The 20,815-nt window shown below is 54.5% G+C and carries 14 protein-coding genes; 11 read left to right on the top strand and 3 right to left on the bottom strand.

Annotated elements, in window-relative coordinates:
* Positions 1 to 16 precede the first annotated feature (16 nt).
* The 5 genes from AQ1_RS06435 to AQ1_RS06415 all read left to right on the top strand — a co-directional run bounded on the left by AQ1_RS06435 (position 17) and on the right by AQ1_RS06415 (position 5,988).
* Complete coding sequence (locus tag AQ1_RS06435; protein ID WP_152550395.1) at positions 17 to 676, top strand: SCO family protein; 660 nt, start codon at positions 17 to 19, stop codon at positions 674 to 676.
* A 43-nt stretch (positions 677 to 719) separates the two neighbouring features.
* Positions 720 to 2,654 carry a hypothetical protein gene (locus AQ1_RS06430; protein WP_152550394.1) on the top strand — a complete coding sequence of 645 codons (1,935 nt, stop codon included), beginning with the start codon at positions 720 to 722 and terminating at the stop codon, positions 2,652 to 2,654.
* Positions 2,655 to 2,768: 114 nt separating this feature from the next.
* The gene (locus tag AQ1_RS06425; RefSeq protein ID WP_052371054.1) at positions 2,769 to 3,488 is read left to right on the top strand and encodes an SCO family protein; all 720 of its coding nucleotides are present in this window, start codon (positions 2,769 to 2,771) and stop codon (positions 3,486 to 3,488) included.
* 23 nt (positions 3,489 to 3,511) lie between these two features.
* On the top strand, positions 3,512 to 5,302 hold the full coding sequence (locus AQ1_RS06420; RefSeq protein ID WP_042085468.1) for a c-type cytochrome: 1,791 nt from the start codon (positions 3,512 to 3,514) through the stop codon (positions 5,300 to 5,302).
* Positions 5,299 to 5,988 (top strand): SCO family protein, encoded by a 690-nt coding sequence (locus tag AQ1_RS06415; RefSeq protein ID WP_052371053.1) that lies wholly within the window; start codon positions 5,299 to 5,301, stop codon positions 5,986 to 5,988. Before AQ1_RS06420 ends, AQ1_RS06415 begins: the two co-directional genes overlap by 4 nt.
* A gap of 19 nt (positions 5,989 to 6,007) precedes the next feature.
* Here the strand turns inward: AQ1_RS06415 and AQ1_RS06410 are convergent, their stop codons facing one another.
* The gene (locus AQ1_RS06410) at positions 6,008 to 6,829 is read right to left on the bottom strand and encodes a purine-nucleoside phosphorylase (RefSeq protein ID WP_042085466.1); all 822 of its coding nucleotides are present in this window, start codon (positions 6,827 to 6,829) and stop codon (positions 6,008 to 6,010) included.
* Positions 6,830 to 6,872: 43 nt separating this feature from the next.
* Entirely contained in the window at positions 6,873 to 7,655 is a 783-nt protein-coding gene (locus AQ1_RS06405) for a GntR family transcriptional regulator (protein ID WP_081837126.1), read from the bottom strand.
* A gap of 329 nt (positions 7,656 to 7,984) precedes the next feature.
* Between AQ1_RS06405 and AQ1_RS06400 the strand changes: the two genes are divergently transcribed.
* The 5 genes from AQ1_RS06400 (at position 7,985) to AQ1_RS06380 (ending at position 15,478) form a co-directional block, all read left to right on the top strand.
* Positions 7,985 to 9,202, top strand: a complete 1,218-nt coding sequence (locus AQ1_RS06400; RefSeq protein WP_081837125.1) for a phosphopentomutase — start codon at positions 7,985 to 7,987, stop codon at positions 9,200 to 9,202.
* Positions 9,203 to 9,320: 118 nt separating this feature from the next.
* Positions 9,321 to 10,268 carry a deoxyribose-phosphate aldolase gene (deoC, locus tag AQ1_RS06395; RefSeq protein WP_042085593.1) on the top strand — a complete coding sequence of 316 codons (948 nt, stop codon included), beginning with the start codon at positions 9,321 to 9,323 and terminating at the stop codon, positions 10,266 to 10,268.
* A gap of 9 nt (positions 10,269 to 10,277) precedes the next feature.
* Complete coding sequence (locus AQ1_RS06390) at positions 10,278 to 12,668, top strand: aldehyde dehydrogenase family protein (protein WP_042085462.1); 2,391 nt, start codon at positions 10,278 to 10,280, stop codon at positions 12,666 to 12,668.
* A gap of 82 nt (positions 12,669 to 12,750) precedes the next feature.
* Positions 12,751 to 13,974 carry a NupC/NupG family nucleoside CNT transporter gene (locus AQ1_RS06385; RefSeq protein WP_042085461.1) on the top strand — a complete coding sequence of 408 codons (1,224 nt, stop codon included), beginning with the start codon at positions 12,751 to 12,753 and terminating at the stop codon, positions 13,972 to 13,974.
* Positions 13,975 to 13,999: 25 nt separating this feature from the next.
* Positions 14,000 to 15,478 carry an AMP nucleosidase gene (locus AQ1_RS06380; RefSeq protein ID WP_042085460.1) on the top strand — a complete coding sequence of 493 codons (1,479 nt, stop codon included), beginning with the start codon at positions 14,000 to 14,002 and terminating at the stop codon, positions 15,476 to 15,478.
* A 221-nt stretch (positions 15,479 to 15,699) separates the two neighbouring features.
* On the opposite strand, the gene prsT is transcribed toward AQ1_RS06380, so the two are convergent.
* Positions 15,700 to 18,483 carry an XrtA/PEP-CTERM system TPR-repeat protein PrsT gene (gene prsT / locus AQ1_RS06375; RefSeq protein ID WP_042085459.1) on the bottom strand — a complete coding sequence of 928 codons (2,784 nt, stop codon included), beginning with the start codon at positions 18,481 to 18,483 and terminating at the stop codon, positions 15,700 to 15,702.
* Between the two features lie 251 nt (positions 18,484 to 18,734).
* On the opposite strand from prsT, the gene prsK reads away from it, so the two are divergent.
* On the top strand, positions 18,735 to 20,801 hold the full coding sequence (prsK, locus tag AQ1_RS06370) for an XrtA/PEP-CTERM system histidine kinase PrsK (protein WP_081837124.1): 2,067 nt from the start codon (positions 18,735 to 18,737) through the stop codon (positions 20,799 to 20,801).
* Positions 20,802 to 20,815: the final 14 nt, after the last annotated feature.

The raw sequence follows: 20,815 nt of genomic DNA, 5'->3' as shown, positions 1-20,815 counted from the left end.
AAAGGATGACAATTCGATGTCTACAACAAGACGACAGTTGTTAAGCGGCGCCGCACAATGCGGCCCGAACGAGAGCCTGACACCCACCTCGGTGCACCAGCTTGATCTCAATGTCCGCTGTGGCTTCCCTGATGTGCGTGCGGTGTCTCATACCGGCGAACCGGTGCGGTTCTATGAAGATCGCATGCAAAACAAGATTTTCATGGTCAATTTCTTCTCGATCGATGATGACAAGATGCACAGCCAAACGGCGCATATTGCCAAGATCGTGGAAGGATTGGGCGACAAGGTCGGGCGTGATGTTTTCATCACCTCGATCACCGTGGACCCCATCAATGATACGGTCGAGCGTTTGGCCGAACATGCCCGGGAATTCAATGCCCCGGATGGCTGGATGTTCATGCGCGCTGCCGGAGAAGAACCAGCGATGCTTGCGCAACGCATGTACCACTTCAATCGTGGTGCCAGCGTCGGCATGGGCCGTCTGGTTTTCTATGGCAATGCTACCGGCAATGCACGGATCTGGGGCACTTTCCCCGCCAAGATCACCACGCAGGATGCCGTTCACCGCATCTCATGGATGCTGCCCAGCAAAAAGCCTGCTGCTCCACAATTGGCCGGTCCTTCCCTTCCGGGAAAGAGCGCCTATGCGTGGAATCACCGCGCAACGCTTTGAAGCAGCGCTTTTGAGGCTCAAACGGAATCAATGGAGTGACGTAATGAGAACGAAACTCGACAGGCGGATGGCCAAGGTTCTTTTGCCGGCAGTTATGCTGGCGGGAACCGGCGCGGCATTCGCTCAGGATGGGGCGCCTTTCCAGCCCCTGCCGGCTGATCGCACAATGGAAGTGGTCAATGACGGCACAAAAACGATCTATAAAACCGGATCGGCCGAAGCGCTTTCGGGCGCGGGTCATCCTTTCCCGCCTTCAGAAACACTGGGAGCGGATAGCACCAATCCATCGAACCTGTTGCCGACGATCTTTGGCAATGCGCTCGATTCAGCAGGGAATGAAATTCCCAATACGCTGAACTCAACGCCGGAAAACCCTTATAATCTTCATCCCGATCCCGTTGTCAGCGTTCTGGCTGATGATCGTGGTCCGGAAGAAGATCTGGCGCGGGTGATCAAACGCCTGAAGGAAGCCACTAATTGGCGCGAATTATGGGCCACAACCCAAACCCGCTTCCATGGTGGTTTGCGCGTTCCCACTGATCCGCGTCGCGGTGATAGTGAAGTTCCGCGCGGCGATGATGCAGCGGGCCAGATTGGCGAGCGTGTCGCCACCCGTGTTGATCAGGAAGATATCCAGTTTGCGCTCGATATTCTGGAAGGAAACCCGATCAATCGCGTCTATAGCGGCATGCCTTTGCTCAATTACAAAGGCCCGGAACAGATCAAATCTGTTGATCCCGAAACCAATTCGGTCACGGTTCATCAGGTTTGGGGGCGGCATTTCATCCTTTCGGATACTTTCTCCATCGATCCCAGCAATGTGCTCGATGAAGAATGGACCATCAATTATGTCGTCGATGTCGTGAAAAGAGGTCATGAAGATTGGGCCCCCTTCGTGATGTATTTCGATGATCCCAATCTGCGCGGTGGCGTAGGTGTGCCCTCAGTGGCACTGGATGGCTCCTTCTTTCCGATGAATGAAGGCGAACGCTATGAGTTTGATTTCAAGATGGCCCCCGGGCGCTTTTGGAATCTGACCTATCATTGGGGATGGCGCGTCCATCCATCCCGCATTCAGGCCATTGAAAATGCCCTGAAGGCACCGGGTGGAAAATCCATTCCGCAATGGGAAATCGATGTCTTTGGCGAAGCGCCTTCGTCCAGCGAAGCCGCCAAGCTGGCTGCCATCGGGATGATTGGCGATCTGGCACCTGCCAAGCGCATGTGGCTGGCCTTGAAAGCCCTGCGGGAATACAACTTCAATGGCCGCACGGAAACCAGCACGGCGGCTCTGCTTGTGAAGGAAATCGAAGAAGCGTTCTTTGATTGGAAAAACCGCAATAAACTGCCACGTGGGGTCACGCCTGATCTCACCGCCGACAGCACCTTGTTCTATGTCAACAACACCATCTATGGGATGTTGACCGGGCATGACGGCACCACCGGCTCACAAGGTCGCTTCGACGAATGGACAACCCGCGGGACGACACTCAATGTCACCCTTTATAATGGTGATTATTTCCCGCATGGGTATTTCAGCGTCGATTTCGGAGGTCTTCGGGGTTGGGAAAATACCTTCCATAACACCCTGCCTTTGAATGGCCAGGGCCCATGGTTCACCTTTGGGCGCACCAACTGGATGCCCAATACGGTCAATCCTGCGGTTGTTCCCCCGGCTGTGCGTCCTGAAGGGGGCTTCACACAGGCTGGTATTCTGGGTGACGCCGCCACGATGGCCGGTTTGGGTGGTCTTGCTTCCAATGTTGCCGAAGCACAGGCCATGACAGCCGGACAAAAAGGCGTGATCATCCAGCAGGAACTGCAAACCGATTTCACCCAGTTTGCCAATCAGGTCACCGAAGATGGCTTGGGCAAGCATGAAGTGGAAGTCGAATTCCGCTACGATCCTGCACAGCGTCTGCGCTATTATCAGTTCGATCCTTTCCATCATGGCGTTGCCATCTGGTCGGTTCACTGAGGCGGTTATGCTGCTGACGTTAAAGGGTTTTAATTGGTAACCACACTGCCGGGCTCAGGCCCGGCAGCTTTTGCGTTTTATACGGATGTCATTCTGCATTGAAGGGATTAAACGATGGAACAGACCCCGGCAAAAACACTTTCGAAGATCATGGCGCTTGGCTGCATGGCCCTTGGTTTTACTGCTATGTCTGTTCCGGCGCGCGCCCAAGCTGATCATAGCACGATGGATCATAGCCAGCATGGCCAGAATGAGCATGTGATGGGCCATGGTGAACAGAAATTCCACATGTATAACGGCCCCACAAAGCCCGGTCGGAATTATAAGGCGAGCATCGGCGCTTATGATGTTTCATCCGTACAGCTTGTGGATCAGCATGGTAAAGCCCATGATCTGGCCCAGATACTGGCCCAGCCCGGCCCGGTGGCTTTGCAGTTCATCTTCACCAGCTGCGCCACGGTGTGCCCGGTTTTATCGGCCAGTTTTGCGCAATCCATCGCCCCGATGACGGACCTCGATCCCGAAACACGCCTCATTTCCATCTCGATCGATCCCGAATATGATACGCCAGAGCGGCTTTTGAGCTATGCAAAGCGCTATAATGCGCCGGAAAACTGGATTTTCCTCACCGGCTCTTTGGCCGAGGTGCGTTTGGCGATCAAGGCGTTTGATGCCCTTTATGAAAGCGGCAATAAAATGTATCACCGGCCCTATACCTATCTGCGGGCCGAACCGGGGAAAGATTGGGTGCGGCTGGATGGGCTTTTGAGCAAGGCTGCCCTGATGAACGAATTTGAAAGCGTTTTGCAGCACAAAGCTGCCGCCCATCAGTGATCCCCTTAGTCAGAGTAGTGTTGATGTTTGGTCTCCCAATTCGTTTATCTCGGCTCCGCTTTCCCAAAATCCGCTTTCATTTTTTTGTTCTTGCCCTTGTTTTCAGTGGCGTCACCGCTTCGGGCGTCCATGCCCAAGGCCCCGCCTCCGCACCGAAAGGCGACCCCGCCCTTGGCAAGCGCCTTTATTATGACGGGATCAGTGCTGATGGCTCCGTGATTTCCGGCATCACAGGCGGAGATATCCAGATCAGTGGTGCGCAAATGACCTGTGTCAGTTGTCATCGCCCCAGCGGGATGGGATCGAGCGAGGGCGGCGTTTATGTGCCCCCGATCAATGCTAGCTATCTGTTTACCGAACGCAAAGCCGATCGTGCTTTGCGCAATGAACGCTTCAAAGAATATTACAAGGAACCCCAAGGCCCGCTTTTTGTTCATGATGCGCGCCGTGGCCGCTTGCGCCCGGCTTATGAGCTTGATCATCTGGGGGCCGCCATTCGCGAAGGGGTTGATCCCGTGGGCCGGGCTTTGAACCCCGCCATGCCGCGCTATGAATTAAGCGATACCGATGTCGCCAATCTTTATGCTTTTTTGAAAGAAACCTACCCCAGCTATGACAAGGGCGTAGAGCCTGAGAAATTGCATTTGGCCACCATCGTCGCCGGCCCGGTGGACCCGGAACGCGCTGAAGCCTTTACCGGCGTGATCACCGCCTATGCCGACTGGAAATCAAAATCCTATCATACCGATAAAGCCCGCCCCGGCTATTCACCCTATTATCGATCCGAATTCCAGGATTCCTATCGCGATTGGGATATTGCTGTCTGGCGGCTGACCGGTGATCCGAAAAGCTGGCCCGAACAACTGGAGCGCTATTATCAAAAACAGCCTGCATTTCTGGTTGCCAGTGCTTTGGTTGAAGGGGATTACGCCCCCATCGCCGCATTTTGTGATGCCAAAAGAATGCCCTGCATCCTGCCCATCACCCAATTACCATCGGAAAATACCGGGCCGGATAGCTTCACAATTTATTTCTCACGTGCCTTGCTGCTGGAAGCCGATGCGCTTGCAGACCATTTAGGCCAGAATCTGGAGAACGCCCCAGAAAAAGGCACGATCCGGCAGATTTATCATCAGGATGCCGAAGGCCGGAAACCGGCTGAGCGGTTTGCCAGCGCCATGGAAAAGCGGGCTCCCGAGCAGAAAATCAAAAGCCAGAAGGTGAAATCGGGAAAAGCCCCAGAAAAATCCCTAGAAAAGGCATGGAGAAAGGCCATCAAGGCGGCTGTGGCGGGCAAAAATCCCTCCTCAACCCTTATCCTGTGGCCCGGCACTGCGCCTGAAGCTGCGGCTAAAGCTTTGGCTGAAACATCGCTCCCCGGCGATCTCATGATCTATGTGCCCTCGGCCTCGATCGCGGCGATGCAAGCCCAACTTCCCGAAGGCCAATGGGGCCATGTGCGAGCCATCTATCCCTATGATAAACCCGATGCCTATCATGCCGATGCCTATCGGATTCGCGCCTGGCTGCGGGCCCGAAAATTGCCGATCCCTGATTGGACCATGCAATTACAGGCTTATTATGCGGTGAAAACCATCTCTTTTGCCATGGGCCATTTGCTCAGCGATTATTATGGCAGCTATCTCATCGAATTAATCGAACATGATATCGGCGTGGGTTTTGATCCCGGTCCCCATCCGCGCCTATCCTTGGGTTCTGGCCAGCGCTTTGGATCAAAAGGGGCCTATATCGTCAAGTTCGATGCAACAAATCGCAAAGGCGTCGAACCTGTATCGGATTGGATTGTACCGTGAGCCTGTTTCGGAAACAAACCCTGCTGCCTTTGGTGGTGGCAGGGATTTCATTTCTGGCTGTTTTTATTGTTTATAAAACCATGCCAGATCTATTTTCCGCCAATCCAAGCGCAACAGATCAAAAGGCCCAAGGCGATGCCTTGAAAACAAAAGACCCGACCAATCCTGAAGGCGAGGTCGATCTTGATGCGCCGGTGGGGGGGGCTTTTTCCCTCATCGGGGTGGATGGTGCCCCCGTCACGGCGCAGGATTTTCGCGGCCGCTATATGCTGATCGTATTTGGCTACAGCTTTTGCCCCGATGTGTGTCCGATGTCATTATTGGCGGTTTCCAATAGCCTTTATGCGCTGGAACAGGATGACCCTGAATTGGCGGCGCAAATCGCGCCTATCTTTGTCACCCTTGATCCCGAGCGCGATACCCCGGAAAAGCTGGGCCAATATCTTGAAAGCTTTCACCCCGCCTTCACCGGCATCACCGGCACGGTGCCGGATATCAAGCGGATGGCCACCGCCTATGCCGTGCGTTTTTCCAAAACCACCGATGAAGCCTATAGCAGCTATCTCATTGATCATACGACCAATATCATGCTGATGGGCCGCGAGGGGGCATATCTGACGCATTTCTCCCCCCAAACACCGCCCTCTTTGATGGCCGCCGCCCTGAAAAGCCGCATCCGCCGCTGAACCGCCCTATCCGCTGAGATCAGGAGAGATCAGCCAGAAAGCGGGTCAAAAGCCGCTTCATGTCTTCATAGGCTTTATTGGCTTCGGAAATCGTTTCCTCATGGCTTAAGGCATGGCTGGCAATCCCGGCGGCCAGATTGGTGATCACCGAAATCCCCACCACCTTCATCCCCGCATGATGGGCCACCAAACATTCCGGCACCGTTGACATACCAATCGCATCCGCCCCAAAGGCCGCAAACATCCGTACTTCCGCAGGGGTTTCAAAATTGGGCCCGGCTACCTGCAGATAAACCCCGCTGTGAAGATCGATCCCCTCTGCCTTGGCTACCGCGGCAAGGGCTGCGCGCAATTCGCTGTTCCAAGCATCCGACATATCGAAAAAGCGATCCCCAAAGCGATCATCATTCGCCCCGATCAAGGGATTTTGCGCGGAAAAATTGATATGATCGGCGATCATCATCAAAGACCCCGGCCCCATTTCAGGGCGCGTGCTGCCTGCGGCATTGGTGATGATGATCCGTTCCACGCCTAAGGTTTTCAGAGTGCGAACAGGAATGGCCAAGCGTTGCGCCGGATAGCCCTCATAAAGATGCATCCGGCCCTGCATGCAAACGAGCGGGGTTGTGCCCACCGTGCCGATCAAAAGCCTGCCGCTATGGCCGGCAACGGTTGAAACCGGAAAATCTGGAATATCGGCATAATCGATCACTGCTTCCAATTCCATATTTTCACCAAATTTTCCCAGCCCGCTGCCTAAGATCAGGGCGGTTTTGGGAAATGCTTTAGAATAATGCGCCTTGATGGCTTTGGCACTGGCATCGATATCGAATGAGGTCATGAACAGTCTCTGTTTGCAAAATGTTGAACTTATAAAAAGCTTATCACCGCTTGCCCGAAACAGGAAAGATCGCCCGCAGATCGGTGGCATGGCCTTTTTCTTCAAAGGATAATCCGGCCTCGCAGGCGGCCAGATGGGCACGCATCAGGCTGATGGCATGATCGGCATCGGCGCGGGCGATGGCCGCAACGATCTCGCTATGATCATTATCCTCACAAGCCACCCGCTCGGCTCCGCCATAAAGGCTGATGATCAGCGATGTTTGTGCGATCAGATCTTCAAGATAACGCTGGATGCGGCTATTGCCCGTAGCGGCGGCCAATTCAAGATGAAACTGCCCCGAAAGCCTGATCCAGCGCACACGATCATCGGATAAACGCGCCTCCTGCTCGATGGCCACATGCTGTGTCAGGGATTGGAGGGCATTTGGATCGATCCGTTCTGCACAGATGCGCACCACCCAATCTTCCAAAGCCCTTCGCGCTTCGAAAATCTGCCGGGCATCAAGGGGCGTGGGGCTGGCCACAAACGCCCCGCGATGGGGCCGGATTTCGACCAGAGTTTCATAGGAAAGCCGCATCAGGGCCCGACGGATGACCGGCCTGTTTACATTAAATATCTCGCACAGCAATTGTTCCCCCAGCTTGGTTCCCGGCTGCAGGCGCTGTTCCAATACCGCTTTGGCGATATCGCGATACACCCGCTCTGATGGATCTTCGGCTTCCTTGATATTGGGCTTTGTGCCTGCCATATTAACGGGGTTTTGAGGCACCGACTTGCGCGCAGCACGCCCCAATGATTTTGTTGCCTTTGGGTCCCCATTCATGGTCGATCCGTCCCCGCTGGTTTTTTATGATGATGGTCCGATCATAGCCATTTTTTTTGATAGCAATATCTGTTTATATTGTTAACAAAATTCTGGCGTTTGGAACAAGCCTTGTCTTTTTCATCCACATCTGTTGCTATGATGGGGCTATATGCGCCTTGTTATCGCAATTTGTTTTTTGACTTTTCGGTCAATTTTTGCCACAGTCATTGAACAGTGGCTTTGTAAAAGGCCATGGCCATTTTTATCCCTGATCATAGCTGCTCATGATCTTGCAAATGGCTAAAATCGAATGACGATTAAAAGAGTGACAAATCTGGGGAAAGCCCGTGCGTGCGATCATTGCCGTTCTCGACTCCTTTGGTATCGGTGAAGCCCCCGATGCCGCCGTTTTCGGCGATCAGGGGTCCAATACCTTTTGCCATATCGCCCAGGCCTGTGCCGATGGCGCCGCCGATCAGCCCGGCCTGCGCCAAGGCCCGCTCAACATTCCCAATTTATTGGCTTTGGGCCTGGGCCATGCAGCGCGCACGGCTGGCGGCACCCTGCCCGCCCATATGATTTTGCCAAGCACCACCACCGGGCTTCACGGCGCAGCGGCAGAGCGCAGCAAAGGCAAGGATACCCCCAGCGGCCATTGGGAAATGATGGGTTTGCCCGTTCTGTTCGATTGGGGCTATTTCCCCAAAGAAACCCCCTGCTTTCCTGATCAATTAATCAATGATCTGATCAGCCGGGCCAACATCCCCGGTGTTCTAGGGAATTGCCATGCATCGGGCACCAGCATCATCGCCGAACTGGGTGAAGAGCATATCAAAACCGGCAAGCCCATTGTTTACACATCGGCGGATAGTGTGTTCCAGATTGCCGCCCATGAAACCCATTTTGGTCTGGATCGTCTTTATGAGCTGTGCGCCATCGCCCGGGAACTGGTGGATGATTATCATATCGGCCGGGTGATCGCCCGCCCCTTTCTGGGTGAACACCCCGACACTTTCGAGCGAACGGGCAATCGCCGCGATCTGGCAACCCCGCCCCATGCGCCCACCTTGCTCGATATCAGCAAGGATCATGGCCGCGAGGTCATCTCGATTGGCAAGATCAGCGATATTTTTGCAGGATCGGGGATCAGCCGCTCCATCAAGGCGCATGGCAATCAGGCGGTTTTTGAACGCCTTATCGAGCAAATCGAAACCGCCTCCGATGGGTCCATTGTTTTTGCCAATTTTGTGGATTTCGATATGCTCTATGGCCATCGCCGCAATGTGCCGGGCTATGCTGCAGCTTTGGAAGCCTTTGATCGGCAATTGCCCGCATTGCGCGCTGCCTTGAAACCGGGGGATGTGATGGTGCTATCCGCCGATCATGGCTGCGATCCCACCGCCGAGGGTTCGGATCATACAAGGGAATATATTCCCGTTCTGGCTTTTGGGCCGGATCTGGGGGCTAAGGATATAGGCATACGCCAAAGCTTTGCCGATATCGGCCAAAGCCTTGCCCATCATCTGGGATTGCCGCCCCTTGATGCCGGTGAGCGCTTTTTTTGAAAGCTGTTTATAGTTGAAGAATGAATGCGAAAGGTTCGATCTGGTGAGTGAACAAAAGGTCACGGCATTAACCCCCTTTGATCAAAATCTGCCCCATGGGGCGGGTCATAATGCATCCATGATGCGCAATACGGCTATTCCCTTCGATGCAGGCATGATCGAGCATATCAGGGTCAATCTATCGGCAGTGGAACGCCGGATCGATACGCTGAAAGCCCGCCGTTCGGTGAAAAAGAAATGGCAGGCCGCCTGGCTTTTGAAAGCCATCAGTTGCATCGATCTCACCACCTTGTCGGGTGATGATACACCGGGCCGGGTGCGCCGCCTGTGTGCCAAGGCGCGCCAACCCGTGCGCCCCGATCTGATGGCCGCTTTGGGCATGGCCGATCGGCCGATCACCGTGGGCGCTGTGTGTGTGTATCATGAAATGGTCTCCACCGCGGTCGAGGCACTGAAGGGCAGCCATATTCCCGTGGCGGCGGTTTCCACCGGCTTTCCGGCGGGTTTATCGCCCTTTCATTTGCGCCTGGCGGAAATTCATGAATCCGTGGCCGCCGGAGCATCGGAAATCGACATCGTGATTTCCCGTCGTCATGTGCTCACCAGCAACTGGCAGGCTTTATATGAAGAAGTGAAAGCCTTTCGCGAGGCCTGTGGGGATGCCCATCTGAAAGCCATTCTGGCCACCGGCGAACTGGGTTCGGCCACCAAGATCGCCAAGGCATCGATGGTGGCGATGATGGCCGGTGCCGATTTCATCAAAACATCGACCGGCATGGAAAAAATCAATGCCACCCAGCCCACCAGCCTGATCATGATGCGCGCCATCCGCGATTATTACGAACGCACGGGCTATAAGATCGGCTATAAACCGGCGGGCGGGATTTCCACGGCGAAAGATGCCGTGCAATATCTGGTTCTGGTCAAGGAAGAACTGGGTCGCGACTGGCTGGAGCCAACCCTGTTCAGATTTGGCGCCTCGCGCCTCCTCACCGATATCGAGCGCCAGCTCGAACATTTCGTCACCGGCCGTTATTCGGCTGCACATCGCCACCCGATGGGATAAGGGCTCCTCATGTCAACCAAAATAGCCGAGATTTTCGATAGCATGTCCTATGGCCCCGCGCCCGAACAATCCGATTATGTCACAGATTGGCTGGCCCGGCACGAGGGCGGCTTTGATCTGTTCATCGATGGCCAGTGGCAGGCCCCCGAAGGCACCCGCAATTCGTTGGAAAGCCGCAATCCGGCTACCGGCGATCTGCTCGCCTCGATCGCCATTGCCGGGCCCGCCGATATCGACAAGGCCGTGGCTGCCGCCAAAAAAGCCTATCCCAAATGGTCGGGCCTGAGCGGCCATGAACGCGCCCGCCATCTTTATGCCCTCGCCCGTTTGATCCAGAAAAACAGCCGGTTTTTAGCGGTTCTGGAAAGCATGGATAATGGCAAGCCGATCCGCGAAAGCCGCGATATCGATATCCCCCTCGTGGCCCGGCATTTTTATCATCATGCGGGCTGGGCCCAACTCATGGAACAGGATCTGCCCGATTATGAGCCTTTGGGCGTGGTGGGGCAGATCATTCCGTGGAATTTCCCTTTGTTGATGATGGCCTGGAAGATTGCCCCGGCAATAGCCATGGGCAATTGTGTGGTGATGAAACCGGCGGAATATACTAGCCTCACCGCCCTTTATTTTGCCGAATTATGCCGCGAGGCCGGATTGCCCAATGGGGTGGTGAATATCGTCACCGGCGCGGGCGAAACCGGCGAATTGCTGGTGCGCCATGAAGATGTGGCAAAAATCGCCTTCACCGGCTCCACCGATGTGGGCCGCCTGATCCGCCGCTCAACGGCTGGAAGCGGCAAAAAGCTGACTTTGGAACTGGGCGGCAAATCGCCCTTCATCGTTTTTGATGATGCCGATCTTGATAGCGCCGTGGAAGGGCTGGTGGATGCCATCTGGTTCAATCAGGGTCAGGTGTGCTGTGCCGGTTCGCGGTTGATCGTCGAGGAAGGGGTGGCCGACAGCCTGATCGAAAAGATCAAGCACCGGCTGAGCAATTTCCGCCTTGGCTCGCCCCTTGATAAAGCCATCGATATGGGGGCCATCGTCGATCCCATCCAGCATCAAAGGATCGATGAACTGGTCGGCCAATCGGTGCGCGAAGGGGCGGTGCTGTGGCAGCCCGATATCCCCACGCCCGAAAAGGGATGCTATTATCTGCCCAGCATTCTAACCGATGTGGCCCCCGCCAATATCGCCGCGCGCGAAGAAATCTTCGGTCCCGTTCTCACGGTCACAAGCTTTCGCACCCTGGCCGAAGCTGCCGATCTGGCCAATAATACCCGCTATGGGCTATCGGCCAGCGTGTGGTCGGAAAATATCAATCGTGCCCTTGAAATTTCCGGGCTGGTGAAGGCCGGTGTGCTGTGGATCAACTGCACCAACCAGTTCGATGCAGCCTGCGGCTTTGGCGGCTATCGCGAAAGCGGCTTTGGCCGTGAGGGCGGCCGCGAAGGGCTTTATGAATATATGAAGCTGCGTGATGAATGGCAGCCATCGGGCCGCGATATCATCGAGGCCAAAGCCGCTCCGAAAGCCCAGAGCAAACCCCATGATCTGATCGACCGCACCGCGAAAATCTATATCGGGGGCAAACAAAAGCGCCCCGATGGCGGCAATAGCCTGCCGGTGATGGATCAGGGCGGCAAGCTGATCGGGCTTGTGGGTGATGGCAATCGGAAAGACATCCGCGATGCCGTGGAAGCCGCCTTCAAGGCTGAAGGCTGGAGCAAAAGCACCGGCCATAACCGGGCCCAGATCCTTTATTATATCGCTGAAAATCTGGCCATCCGCGAAGAAGAATTTGCCCACCGCCTGAGCCGCCTCACGGGGGCCAGCGCCAAAGCCGCCAAGGCCGAGGTTCTGGCCAGTATTTCCCGGCTGTTCAGCTATGGGGCCTGGGCCGATAAATTTGATGGGCTGGTTCATAATCCGCCCCTGCGCAATATCGCCCTTGCCATCAACGAGCCTTTGGGGGTAACGGCGGTGCTCTGCCCTGATCGTAGCCCGCTCCTCAGCTTCATTTCATTGCTGGCACCGCATCTGGCGATGGGCAATCGTACGGTCATCGTCCCCTCCCAGCGCTTTCCCCTCATCGCCACCGATTTCTATCAGATCCTTGAAACATCCGATGTGCCGGATGGCGCGGTCAATATCGTCACCGGGCATCGCGATGGCCTCGCCGATGTGTTGGCACGCCATGATCAGGTCGATGGGCTTTGGTATTTTGGCACGGCCAAAGGCAGCGAGCAGGTGGAGCGGTTATCGGCCGATAATCTGAAGCGCTGCTGGGTGAATTATGGCAAAGCCCGGGATTGGTCATCCCCAAAATTTGGCGAGGGGCGTCAGTTCCTGCGCGAGGCGACACAGGTGAAAAACGTCTGGCTTCCTTATGGTGATTAAGGCCAGAATGGGGCATGAACGCAGGCATGATAGGCGTGCTTCATAGGTCCTTGACCCTAGACCCCAGATAAAGGATCCCTTAATGATCGCTCTTGCCGGTATGCTGCTTTTACTTGCCATTGGGGTTTTGGCTTCGAGCAATTGGCGGCATATTCGGTTTCGGGTGGTGGGCAGCGCCTTTGCCTTGCAGGCGCTGATCGCCATTTTCGCCCTTTATATCCCGATGGGAAAGGATGTTCTGGGCGCTGTGGCCTTGGGTGTGGGCTCGATCGTTACCTATGCCGATGAAGGGATCAGCTTTCTTTTCGGCCCCTTAGGCAATGATAGTTCAGGCTTTATTTTTGCCTTCCGGGTTTTGCCGGTGATCGTGTTCGTTTCATCGCTCATTGCGGTTTTATATTATCTCAAGATCATGCAATGGATCGTTTTGCTGATTGGCGGCGGTCTGCAAAAAATCATCGGCGCGCGCCCTGTGGAAAGCCTGTCTGCGGCGGCCAATATTTTCGTCGGCATGGTGGAAGCCCCGCTGGTGGTGCGGCCATATCTTGCCAGCCTTAGCCATTCCCAGCTTTTTTCGGTGATGGCGGTGGGCCTGTCTTCGGTATCGGGGGCCATATTGGTGGGCTATGCCAGCCTTGGGATCAATCTGGAATATCTGCTGGCGGCGGCGTTCATGGCAGCGCCGGGGGGCTTGTTGCAGGCCAAATTGCTGATGCCGGAATCCCCTGATGAACGGGAAGAACCCATCAAAGCCCTTGATGCCACCGGCTTTGATCCGAAGAACAAACCCGCCAATGTGATCGAGGCCGCCGCCGATGGGGCCATGTCCGGGCTTAAAATCGCCGTCAGCGTGGGGGCGCTGCTTTTGGCCTTTGTGGCCTTGCTGGCTTTGCTGAATGATCTTTTCGGTGGCATCGGATCGCTTTTGGGTTTTGAAGATTTAAGCCTTGAACTGGTGCTGGGTGTTGTTTTATCCCCTTTGATGTATCTGATGGGGATCCCCTGGCATGAGGCGGCCGCGGCTGGAAATCTTCTGGGCCAGAAAACCATCCTCAACGAATTCATCGCTTATGTGCAATTGGCGCAAATTCAGGATACGCTAAGCGCCCATAGTGTTGCCGTGATCACCTTCGCCTTGTGCGGCTTTGCCAATTTTCCGGCGCTGGCGATCATTTTCGGGGGCTTGGGCGCCATGCTGCCGGATCGGAAATCAGAAATCGCCCGGCTGGGATTGAAGGCCATTTTGGCTGGTACGCTTTCAAATCTGATGAGCGCCGCCATGGCCAGTTTTTTGTTATCGCTATAATGCCGAACGGAATTCAGGATAAATCATGAAAAAAAATCAGATCGACACACAATTGTTGCAAGATTTCCCCGCCACGGATCTGGTGATCTGCGAAACGGCGCAACAAGCCATTGATCGCATGATCAGCCATTATGAAGATGCCATTGCCACCATCAAGGAAGATTTCGATGCCTTTCTGGATAATCGCCTGGAGGGCCCGGCCCGGCCCGCGCATTATCCCTATCTGGCGGCAAAGGTTGATCCCAGCAAATTATCGCGCACCAGTAATCTGGCTTTCGGCAAGGTCAATACCCATGGCTTTCATGGGACCGACATCACCTGCCCTTATCTGTTTCGGGATTATCTGTTCGATCAGATGGAGCTTTTGATCAATCATCATGAGGCGATTTTCATGGTGGGCAAAAGCCATACGCAGATCCCGCTCACCTTTGCCCTTGAACGGGCGGCATCCGGCCTCACGCCCGAACGCCGGAACGAGATCAAGAATAGTTTCAGCCTGCCCAATCTTGTTGCCACCAATGATGATATCGTGGATGGCGAACGCATCAAGGGCGTGGAAAAAGTGGCCCCTTTATCGCTTTTTTCAGCCGAGCGGATTGATTATTCCCTGCATCGCATCCGCCACTACACGGCCTCCGATCCCGAGCATTTCCAGCATTTCGTTCTTTTTACCAATTATCAGCGCTATGTTGATGAATTCATTGAATTTGGCAAAAACGAAGTGGAAGCCGGGCGCTATGATATGCTGGTGGAACCGGGGGGGCGGATCACCCAGCGCGGAAAAAAACCATCAAAAGATCTGATTGCCAAACCCCCGCAGATGCCCGCCTATCATCTGGTACGCGAAGGGCGTGGCGGGATCAGTATGGTCAATATTGGTGTGGGGCCATCCAATGCCAAAACGGTAACCGATCATCTGGCGGTTCTGCGCAGCCATGCCTGGCTGATGGTGGGCCATTGCGGCGGTCTGCGCGGCAGCCAAAGGCTGGGGGATTATGTGCTGGCCCATGCTTATCTGCGCGATGATCATGTGCTGGATGGGGCCCTGCCCACCGCCATTCCCCTGCCCACCATTGCCGAGGTGCAGGTGGCTTTGGCCAATGCGGTATCGGAAACCACCGGCCTGAAGGGCAAATCCCTGAAAGCCCGGCTGCGCACCGGAACCGTTGTCACCACCGATGATCGGAACTGGGAATTGCGGATCGATGAACTGGCGCTGCGTTTCAATCAATCGCGGGCGATTGCCATCGATATGGAATCCGCTACCATTGCCGCCAATGGCTATCGCTTCCGGGTGCCTTATGGCACGCTTTTATGTGTTTCGGATCGCCCTTTGCACGGTGAAATCAAGCTGCCGGGCATGGCCGATGTATTTTATGAAAAAAGCGTCAGCCAGCATTTGCAGATCGGTATCCGGGCGATGGAATTGCTGCGCGATGAAGCGGCATCGGGCACCCTCCACTCGCGCAAGCTCCGAAGCTTCGACGAACCCGCCTTTCGCTAAGGGCGGTTATCGTAGCCTCCTTCTTCGTCACCTCGTAGCCTTCTTCTTCGCCACCCCGAGCCTCTTTAACTTCGTCACCCCGGGCGGAGACCCGGGGTCCACTCTTTCCCATCCTCAGCCCTCAACCAGATGAACCCCGGCTCTGCTGCGGCGCACCCCTTCGGGCTGCAACGCGTCCGGATTGATAAAGGGCACCAAGGTGATGAAAGAAGGATGCAGGTTTATTGCCGGGCTTTTTTAAGAAGCTCTGCCACTTCGTCGCGCCGAGCCGGATCGATTTTACGTCCTAAATCCGCCAGCAATGTCTGCACTTCTTCTTTATTCCCATTTTCCAACAGAGCTTTGGCCAAATTCATCTGAATGTCGGGATTATCAGGGGCAAGGCTATAAGCTTCGCGATGGGCCGCCAAGGCCTGCCCCAAATTTCCGCGTGATAAGCTGATCACTCCATAGGTATCTTGAATGGATGCGGATTTTGGGGCGAGCCTCCGCGCCTTGCTGGCAAGCTGGAAAGCCTGATCAGTGCGCCCCATTTCCCACAAAAGCCAAGCATAATTATTCAGCAAAACCGGATTTTCAGGGTTTTTATCCAACACCGCATCATAAAGCTGGGCCGCCCGTTCTTTTTCGCCCATCTGGCTCAATAATTGGGCGCGCTGCAGGTTTGATTCTAATGTTTCCATGCCTTCGAGGGCTGCGAGCGCTTTTTCCTTTTCACCGATCGACCAAAGAATCTGCGACAATGAAAGCGCCCGCTTTTCGGTGGGTGCCTGCGCATGAGCCCGCTCCATAGCCGCCGCTGCTTTGGCCTGTTCCCCAAGCCGCAAGAAAATCTCGGCCTTCAATTCCAGAAAATCAGGGGTTGCCCCCAAACGACTTTCCAATTCCACAAGAAGATCATCCGCCTCTTTCGTCTGCCCTTTTTCTGCCAAAAGCCGCGCTAATATGGCCCGCGCATTGTTATATTCATCATTCAATCTGATGCTTTCACGTAAAGAAGCGATGGCATCATCGATACGACCCGAAGCAACAAGGCTGCGCGCCAGCAAAACATGATTGCGTGCATTTTCAGGATTAAGCGCCACCAGCCGATCAAACCGCTGCAAGGCCGCAGCGGAATCACCCATGATCTGCTCGGCAAGACCCGCCAGCTCCATTGCTTCTGTTTGATCGGGATTGGCCTTCAAAATCCCTTTGGCCAGATCAAGCGCTTCTTTTTCCTGCCCATTGGCCAAAAGATAGCGACCCAAAGCGAGCTTATAGGCCTGCTGTTCGGGATATTGCGCCACCACATCGCGCAGCAGCGCCTCTACCTTTTCATTTTGCCCTGATTCAGCCAAAAGCTGGGCCAGACCTAATTTCAGCTCGGCTGACTCCGGTGCCTTTTTAAGCGCCGTTTCAATCAAGCCGATGGCCTTATCCTGCCGACCCTGTTCACGATAAAGCCTGATCAAGGCCACGATCACCGGCTGATTATAGGGTTCAAGAGCATTGGCTTTTTCAATAAGATCAATGCCTTCAGCCGATTCCCCCCGAGTGCCGTGCACCAGCCCTTTCAGAAAATAGCCCGCTGCACGCTCGGGATGATCGGTAATAAGGGCGTTGGCAATAGTCATGGCTTCATCAAGATTGCCAGCCCGCGCATAGGTCACCCCAAGACGCATGCGATCATTCACGCTATCCAGTTGATCACCGTTGGAAAAAGGCTTTAAAGCCGCTTCTGCCCCGGCTTTATCGCCAATCCCAAGCTTGAGCGAAGCCAAGGCTGTGGCTAAGGCCAGATTATCGGGCGTCCGCCCCAGGGCATTTTCAAGATAGCCGATCGCCTGATCCATCTTGCCCGATTGCACGGCGGCGGCCGTTGCCAGGCGCAAAGCGGCAAGATTGTCTTCACCCGCGCCCCCGGTGCTGGCCAGGGGGGCAATGGCGGCCAAGGCATCCGAGGGATTGCCCAGCCTTAAATTCGACCAGGCAAGAGCCCGGCTGGCCACTTCGGGAACATTATCATCGCCGATGCTTTCCTTGGCAAAGCGTTGCAGATTATTGATCGCAATCTGATCATTCCCCAGGGCGCTATTGGCAATCCCGGCCACCAAAAGGGCAGAGCGGCTGCGCGGATTACTTGCCAGAACACGCTCGGATTCGGTTTTGGCAATTTCAAATTTCTGCTGCTGCAGGGCAATCAAGGAACGCAGATAAATGCTTTGCTCCGAGCTCAACCCGCGCTGGCGCAAATCATCGAGCAAGCCCAAGGCCTCATCCAGCCCGCCTTGTTCGATCAAAAGGCTGGCAAGGCTTATGGTGGCCAAAGGCGATGCGGGATCGGCTTTAAGCGCCGTGCGCAAATAGCCTTCGGCCTGATCCCTGTTTTCCGCCATGATCGCCATACGCCCGGCCAGCAGATTGGCTTCATACTGTTTGGGCCCGGCTTCCAACGCCTGTTGTGATAAGGATGCCGCCTTTTCGGTTTCATTCTGGCTTAGGGCGATCTGCCCGAGACGCGCCAAAATCCCCGCCGTTTGAGCCGGTGCGGATTGCAAAAGATCCTGTGCATCCCCCACACGCCCCTGACCCAAAAGCGCATCGGCATGATAGGCCATCACATCGGGATCGCGCGCCAGATCGGGGGCAGCCGCCTCCACAAGGCCCAAAGCTTTGGGAAATTCCCTGCCCAGATTATAAACGCGCATCAAAGGAACCAGATATTCGGATGGCGCAGCCCCCGCTTCCTTTGCACGTTCATATTCTTTCCTAGCGGCGGTGATCTGATAATTTTGCAGATAAAGTCGGCCCAGCAAAAGCCGGGCGGGGATAAAATCCGCCTTTTCCTGCAAGGCATTTTTCAATTCGATGACAGCGGCATTGTATTTTTCGGATTGAAATTTTTCCAATCCTGATTCGTAATATTTTTCGGCCCGCTGCTGTGGGTCGGCGGGTGTGCAGGCCGAAATCGCGGCCAGGCTGATCAATAAAACCCAGTGTTTCAATAAATTTGAGACTGTCATCTTCGACTCTTTATTCCCCGATTCGGATAGGATCCGCAGGCTTTGAAAACTGCGGCCCCTTTTTCATCCCACGCGATCCTGTGACCCTGTGATCCGTGCTTCGTCAAACATTAGCATAGACTGATCCATCTCACAGCAAAGACTTGTCCAAGCACCAAACACTTTATTTTAAATGTTGTGAAAGACTTGCGTTCAGAACAAAGCTGTAGAACTGTGTAAAAAGGGAACAAGGGGCAGGAGGACCGCGCAGGATGATCCATTTCTGGACATTCGCACTAACGGCTGTGGGCTTTATCGCGCTCGCCCTGCTTTTGCTGAGAAAAGGATGGCGTCAAAGTCAAAGCCGCCTGTTTGCCATGGCTGCCTTCATCCATGGTTTATGGGCCATGAGCCAGATTTATGGCACATTCCCCTTTTCAACCCATCTGGCCTGGCTGCTTTACACTGCGCATTTTTTGGGCTGGGCCCTTTTTCTGGTCAGCCTTTTGCCCCAATCCCCGGGCCAAACTTCAGGCCAGACTGCAAGCCAGACTTCGGGGGGGCTTCAAAGGATCGTCGGGATTTTAGTCCCGTTTTTGATTCTCTCCAAAATCATCAGCCTGCTGGGCTTTGGCATTGCCCCCGCGCTTTTGGGTCAGATCATTTATATCCTTGATCTTTCCAGTATGATTTTGGGGCTTGCTGCCCTTGTGGGGGTTTTTCAGGCCACCAATGATTATGAACGCTGGCATCTGAAATTCATCTGTATTCCCCTAGGGATAGCCTTTGCCTATGATCTGGTGGTGCATGCCCAGATTTTTGCCATGGGCGATATGAACACGGCCTATCATAGTATTCGGGGACTGCTGAACCTTGCCATCGTGCCCTTTTTATTCATCAGTGCGGCGCGCTATAAATTCTGGCGCGATCCCTTTTTCGTATCACGGCAAGCAGTTCTTTATTCTCTCACCCTGATCGGTGTAGGTTTTTATCTGCTTCTGGTGGCGGCTGCGGCTCTTATTTTGCCCGAATTATCCGAAGATGCCGCCCTCCCCTTGCAGATCGGTCTGCTTTTCTTTGCCCTGATGATGCTGTTGTTCTTTTTATCATCGGGCAGCGCCCGGGCGCGTATCAAACTTTTTGTTGCCCGGCATTTTTACAGCCGAAAATATGATTATGCCCATGAATGGCGTCGCCTGATGGGAACTTTGGCCACCGATGGGCGCAATAACAGCTCTTTGGAATATCGGATCATCAAGGCCTGTGCTGAAATTCTGGAAAGCCCCGGTGGCGCTTTATGGGTTTTGGAGCAGGATCGGCCGCGCTTGCAGGCAACATGGAATTTCCGGCCCGCAACGCATATCCCTCATCCTGTATCCATTGATCTGTTTCAAGATGATCAGGGCGCCCTTCATTGCCTTTATGACCAGCGTTTGGCGCAAAGCCCCTTTCATGTAGATCGGGCGGCATGGATTGTCATTCCCCTGCCCCATCTGCAAAATCTGAATGGTTTTCTCATCCTCACTCATCCGCGGGTGGCCAATAAAATCGATGTGGAAGATGAAGATCTTCTGCTTTTGGTGGCACAGCAATGCGCAAGCTTTCTGGCGGAATCAAAAGCGGCAGCCATCCTGGAGGAAAATCGGCAATTTGCCCGCTTCAATCGGCAATATGCTTTTGTTGCCCATGATCTTAAAAATATCATCAGCCAGCTTTCCCTGATGCTGAAAAATTTTGACAAGCATTCCGCCAATCCGGAATTTCAGCGTGATATGCATGAAACCATCCAGCATAGTGTAGAGCGGATGCAAAAGCTGATCATCCGTCTCACCCAAGTGGAAGCGGGCAAGGGATCGGCCGAAGAACCCGAAGAAATTGCAGTTTATCCGGTCTTGCAGCATGAATTGGCCAAGCGTGCCGAAAATAACAGTGGCAAGGCTGTGCTGAAAGCCGATGCTGCCGCACATAGTTTGATGATCCATGTACCGAAAGAGCGGTTTTGCGCCACCATCGGCCATTTATTATCCAATGCCTTTGAAGCCGGGGCCTGCAAAGACGACCCTATCGAAAACGAGACAAGCGAAGACGAGGTCGAGGTCTCCCTCGATCTGATTGGCGACAAGATCATCATCGACATCACCGATCATGGGGCCGGGATGAGCCCCGAATTCATTCGCGATACCCTTTTTGTGCCCTTCCGATCCACCAAACGCAGCGGCTTTGGCGTTGGTGCCTTTCAATGCCGAGAATTTGCCCGCGAACAAGGGGGCGATCTGGATGTGATCAGCAGCCCCGGCTCCGGCACCACCATGCGGCTCAGCTTTCCTGCCCTTTTGTAAATTTTTAGCAAACC

This window comes from Iodidimonas nitroreducens, from assembly GCA_000710935.1.
In the GTDB taxonomy this organism is placed as follows: domain Bacteria; phylum Pseudomonadota; class Alphaproteobacteria; order Sphingomonadales; family Rhodothalassiaceae; genus Iodidimonas; species Iodidimonas nitroreducens.
Note: the sequence above shows the minus strand (reverse complement) of the source record. Positions and strands in the feature narration are given on the sequence as shown.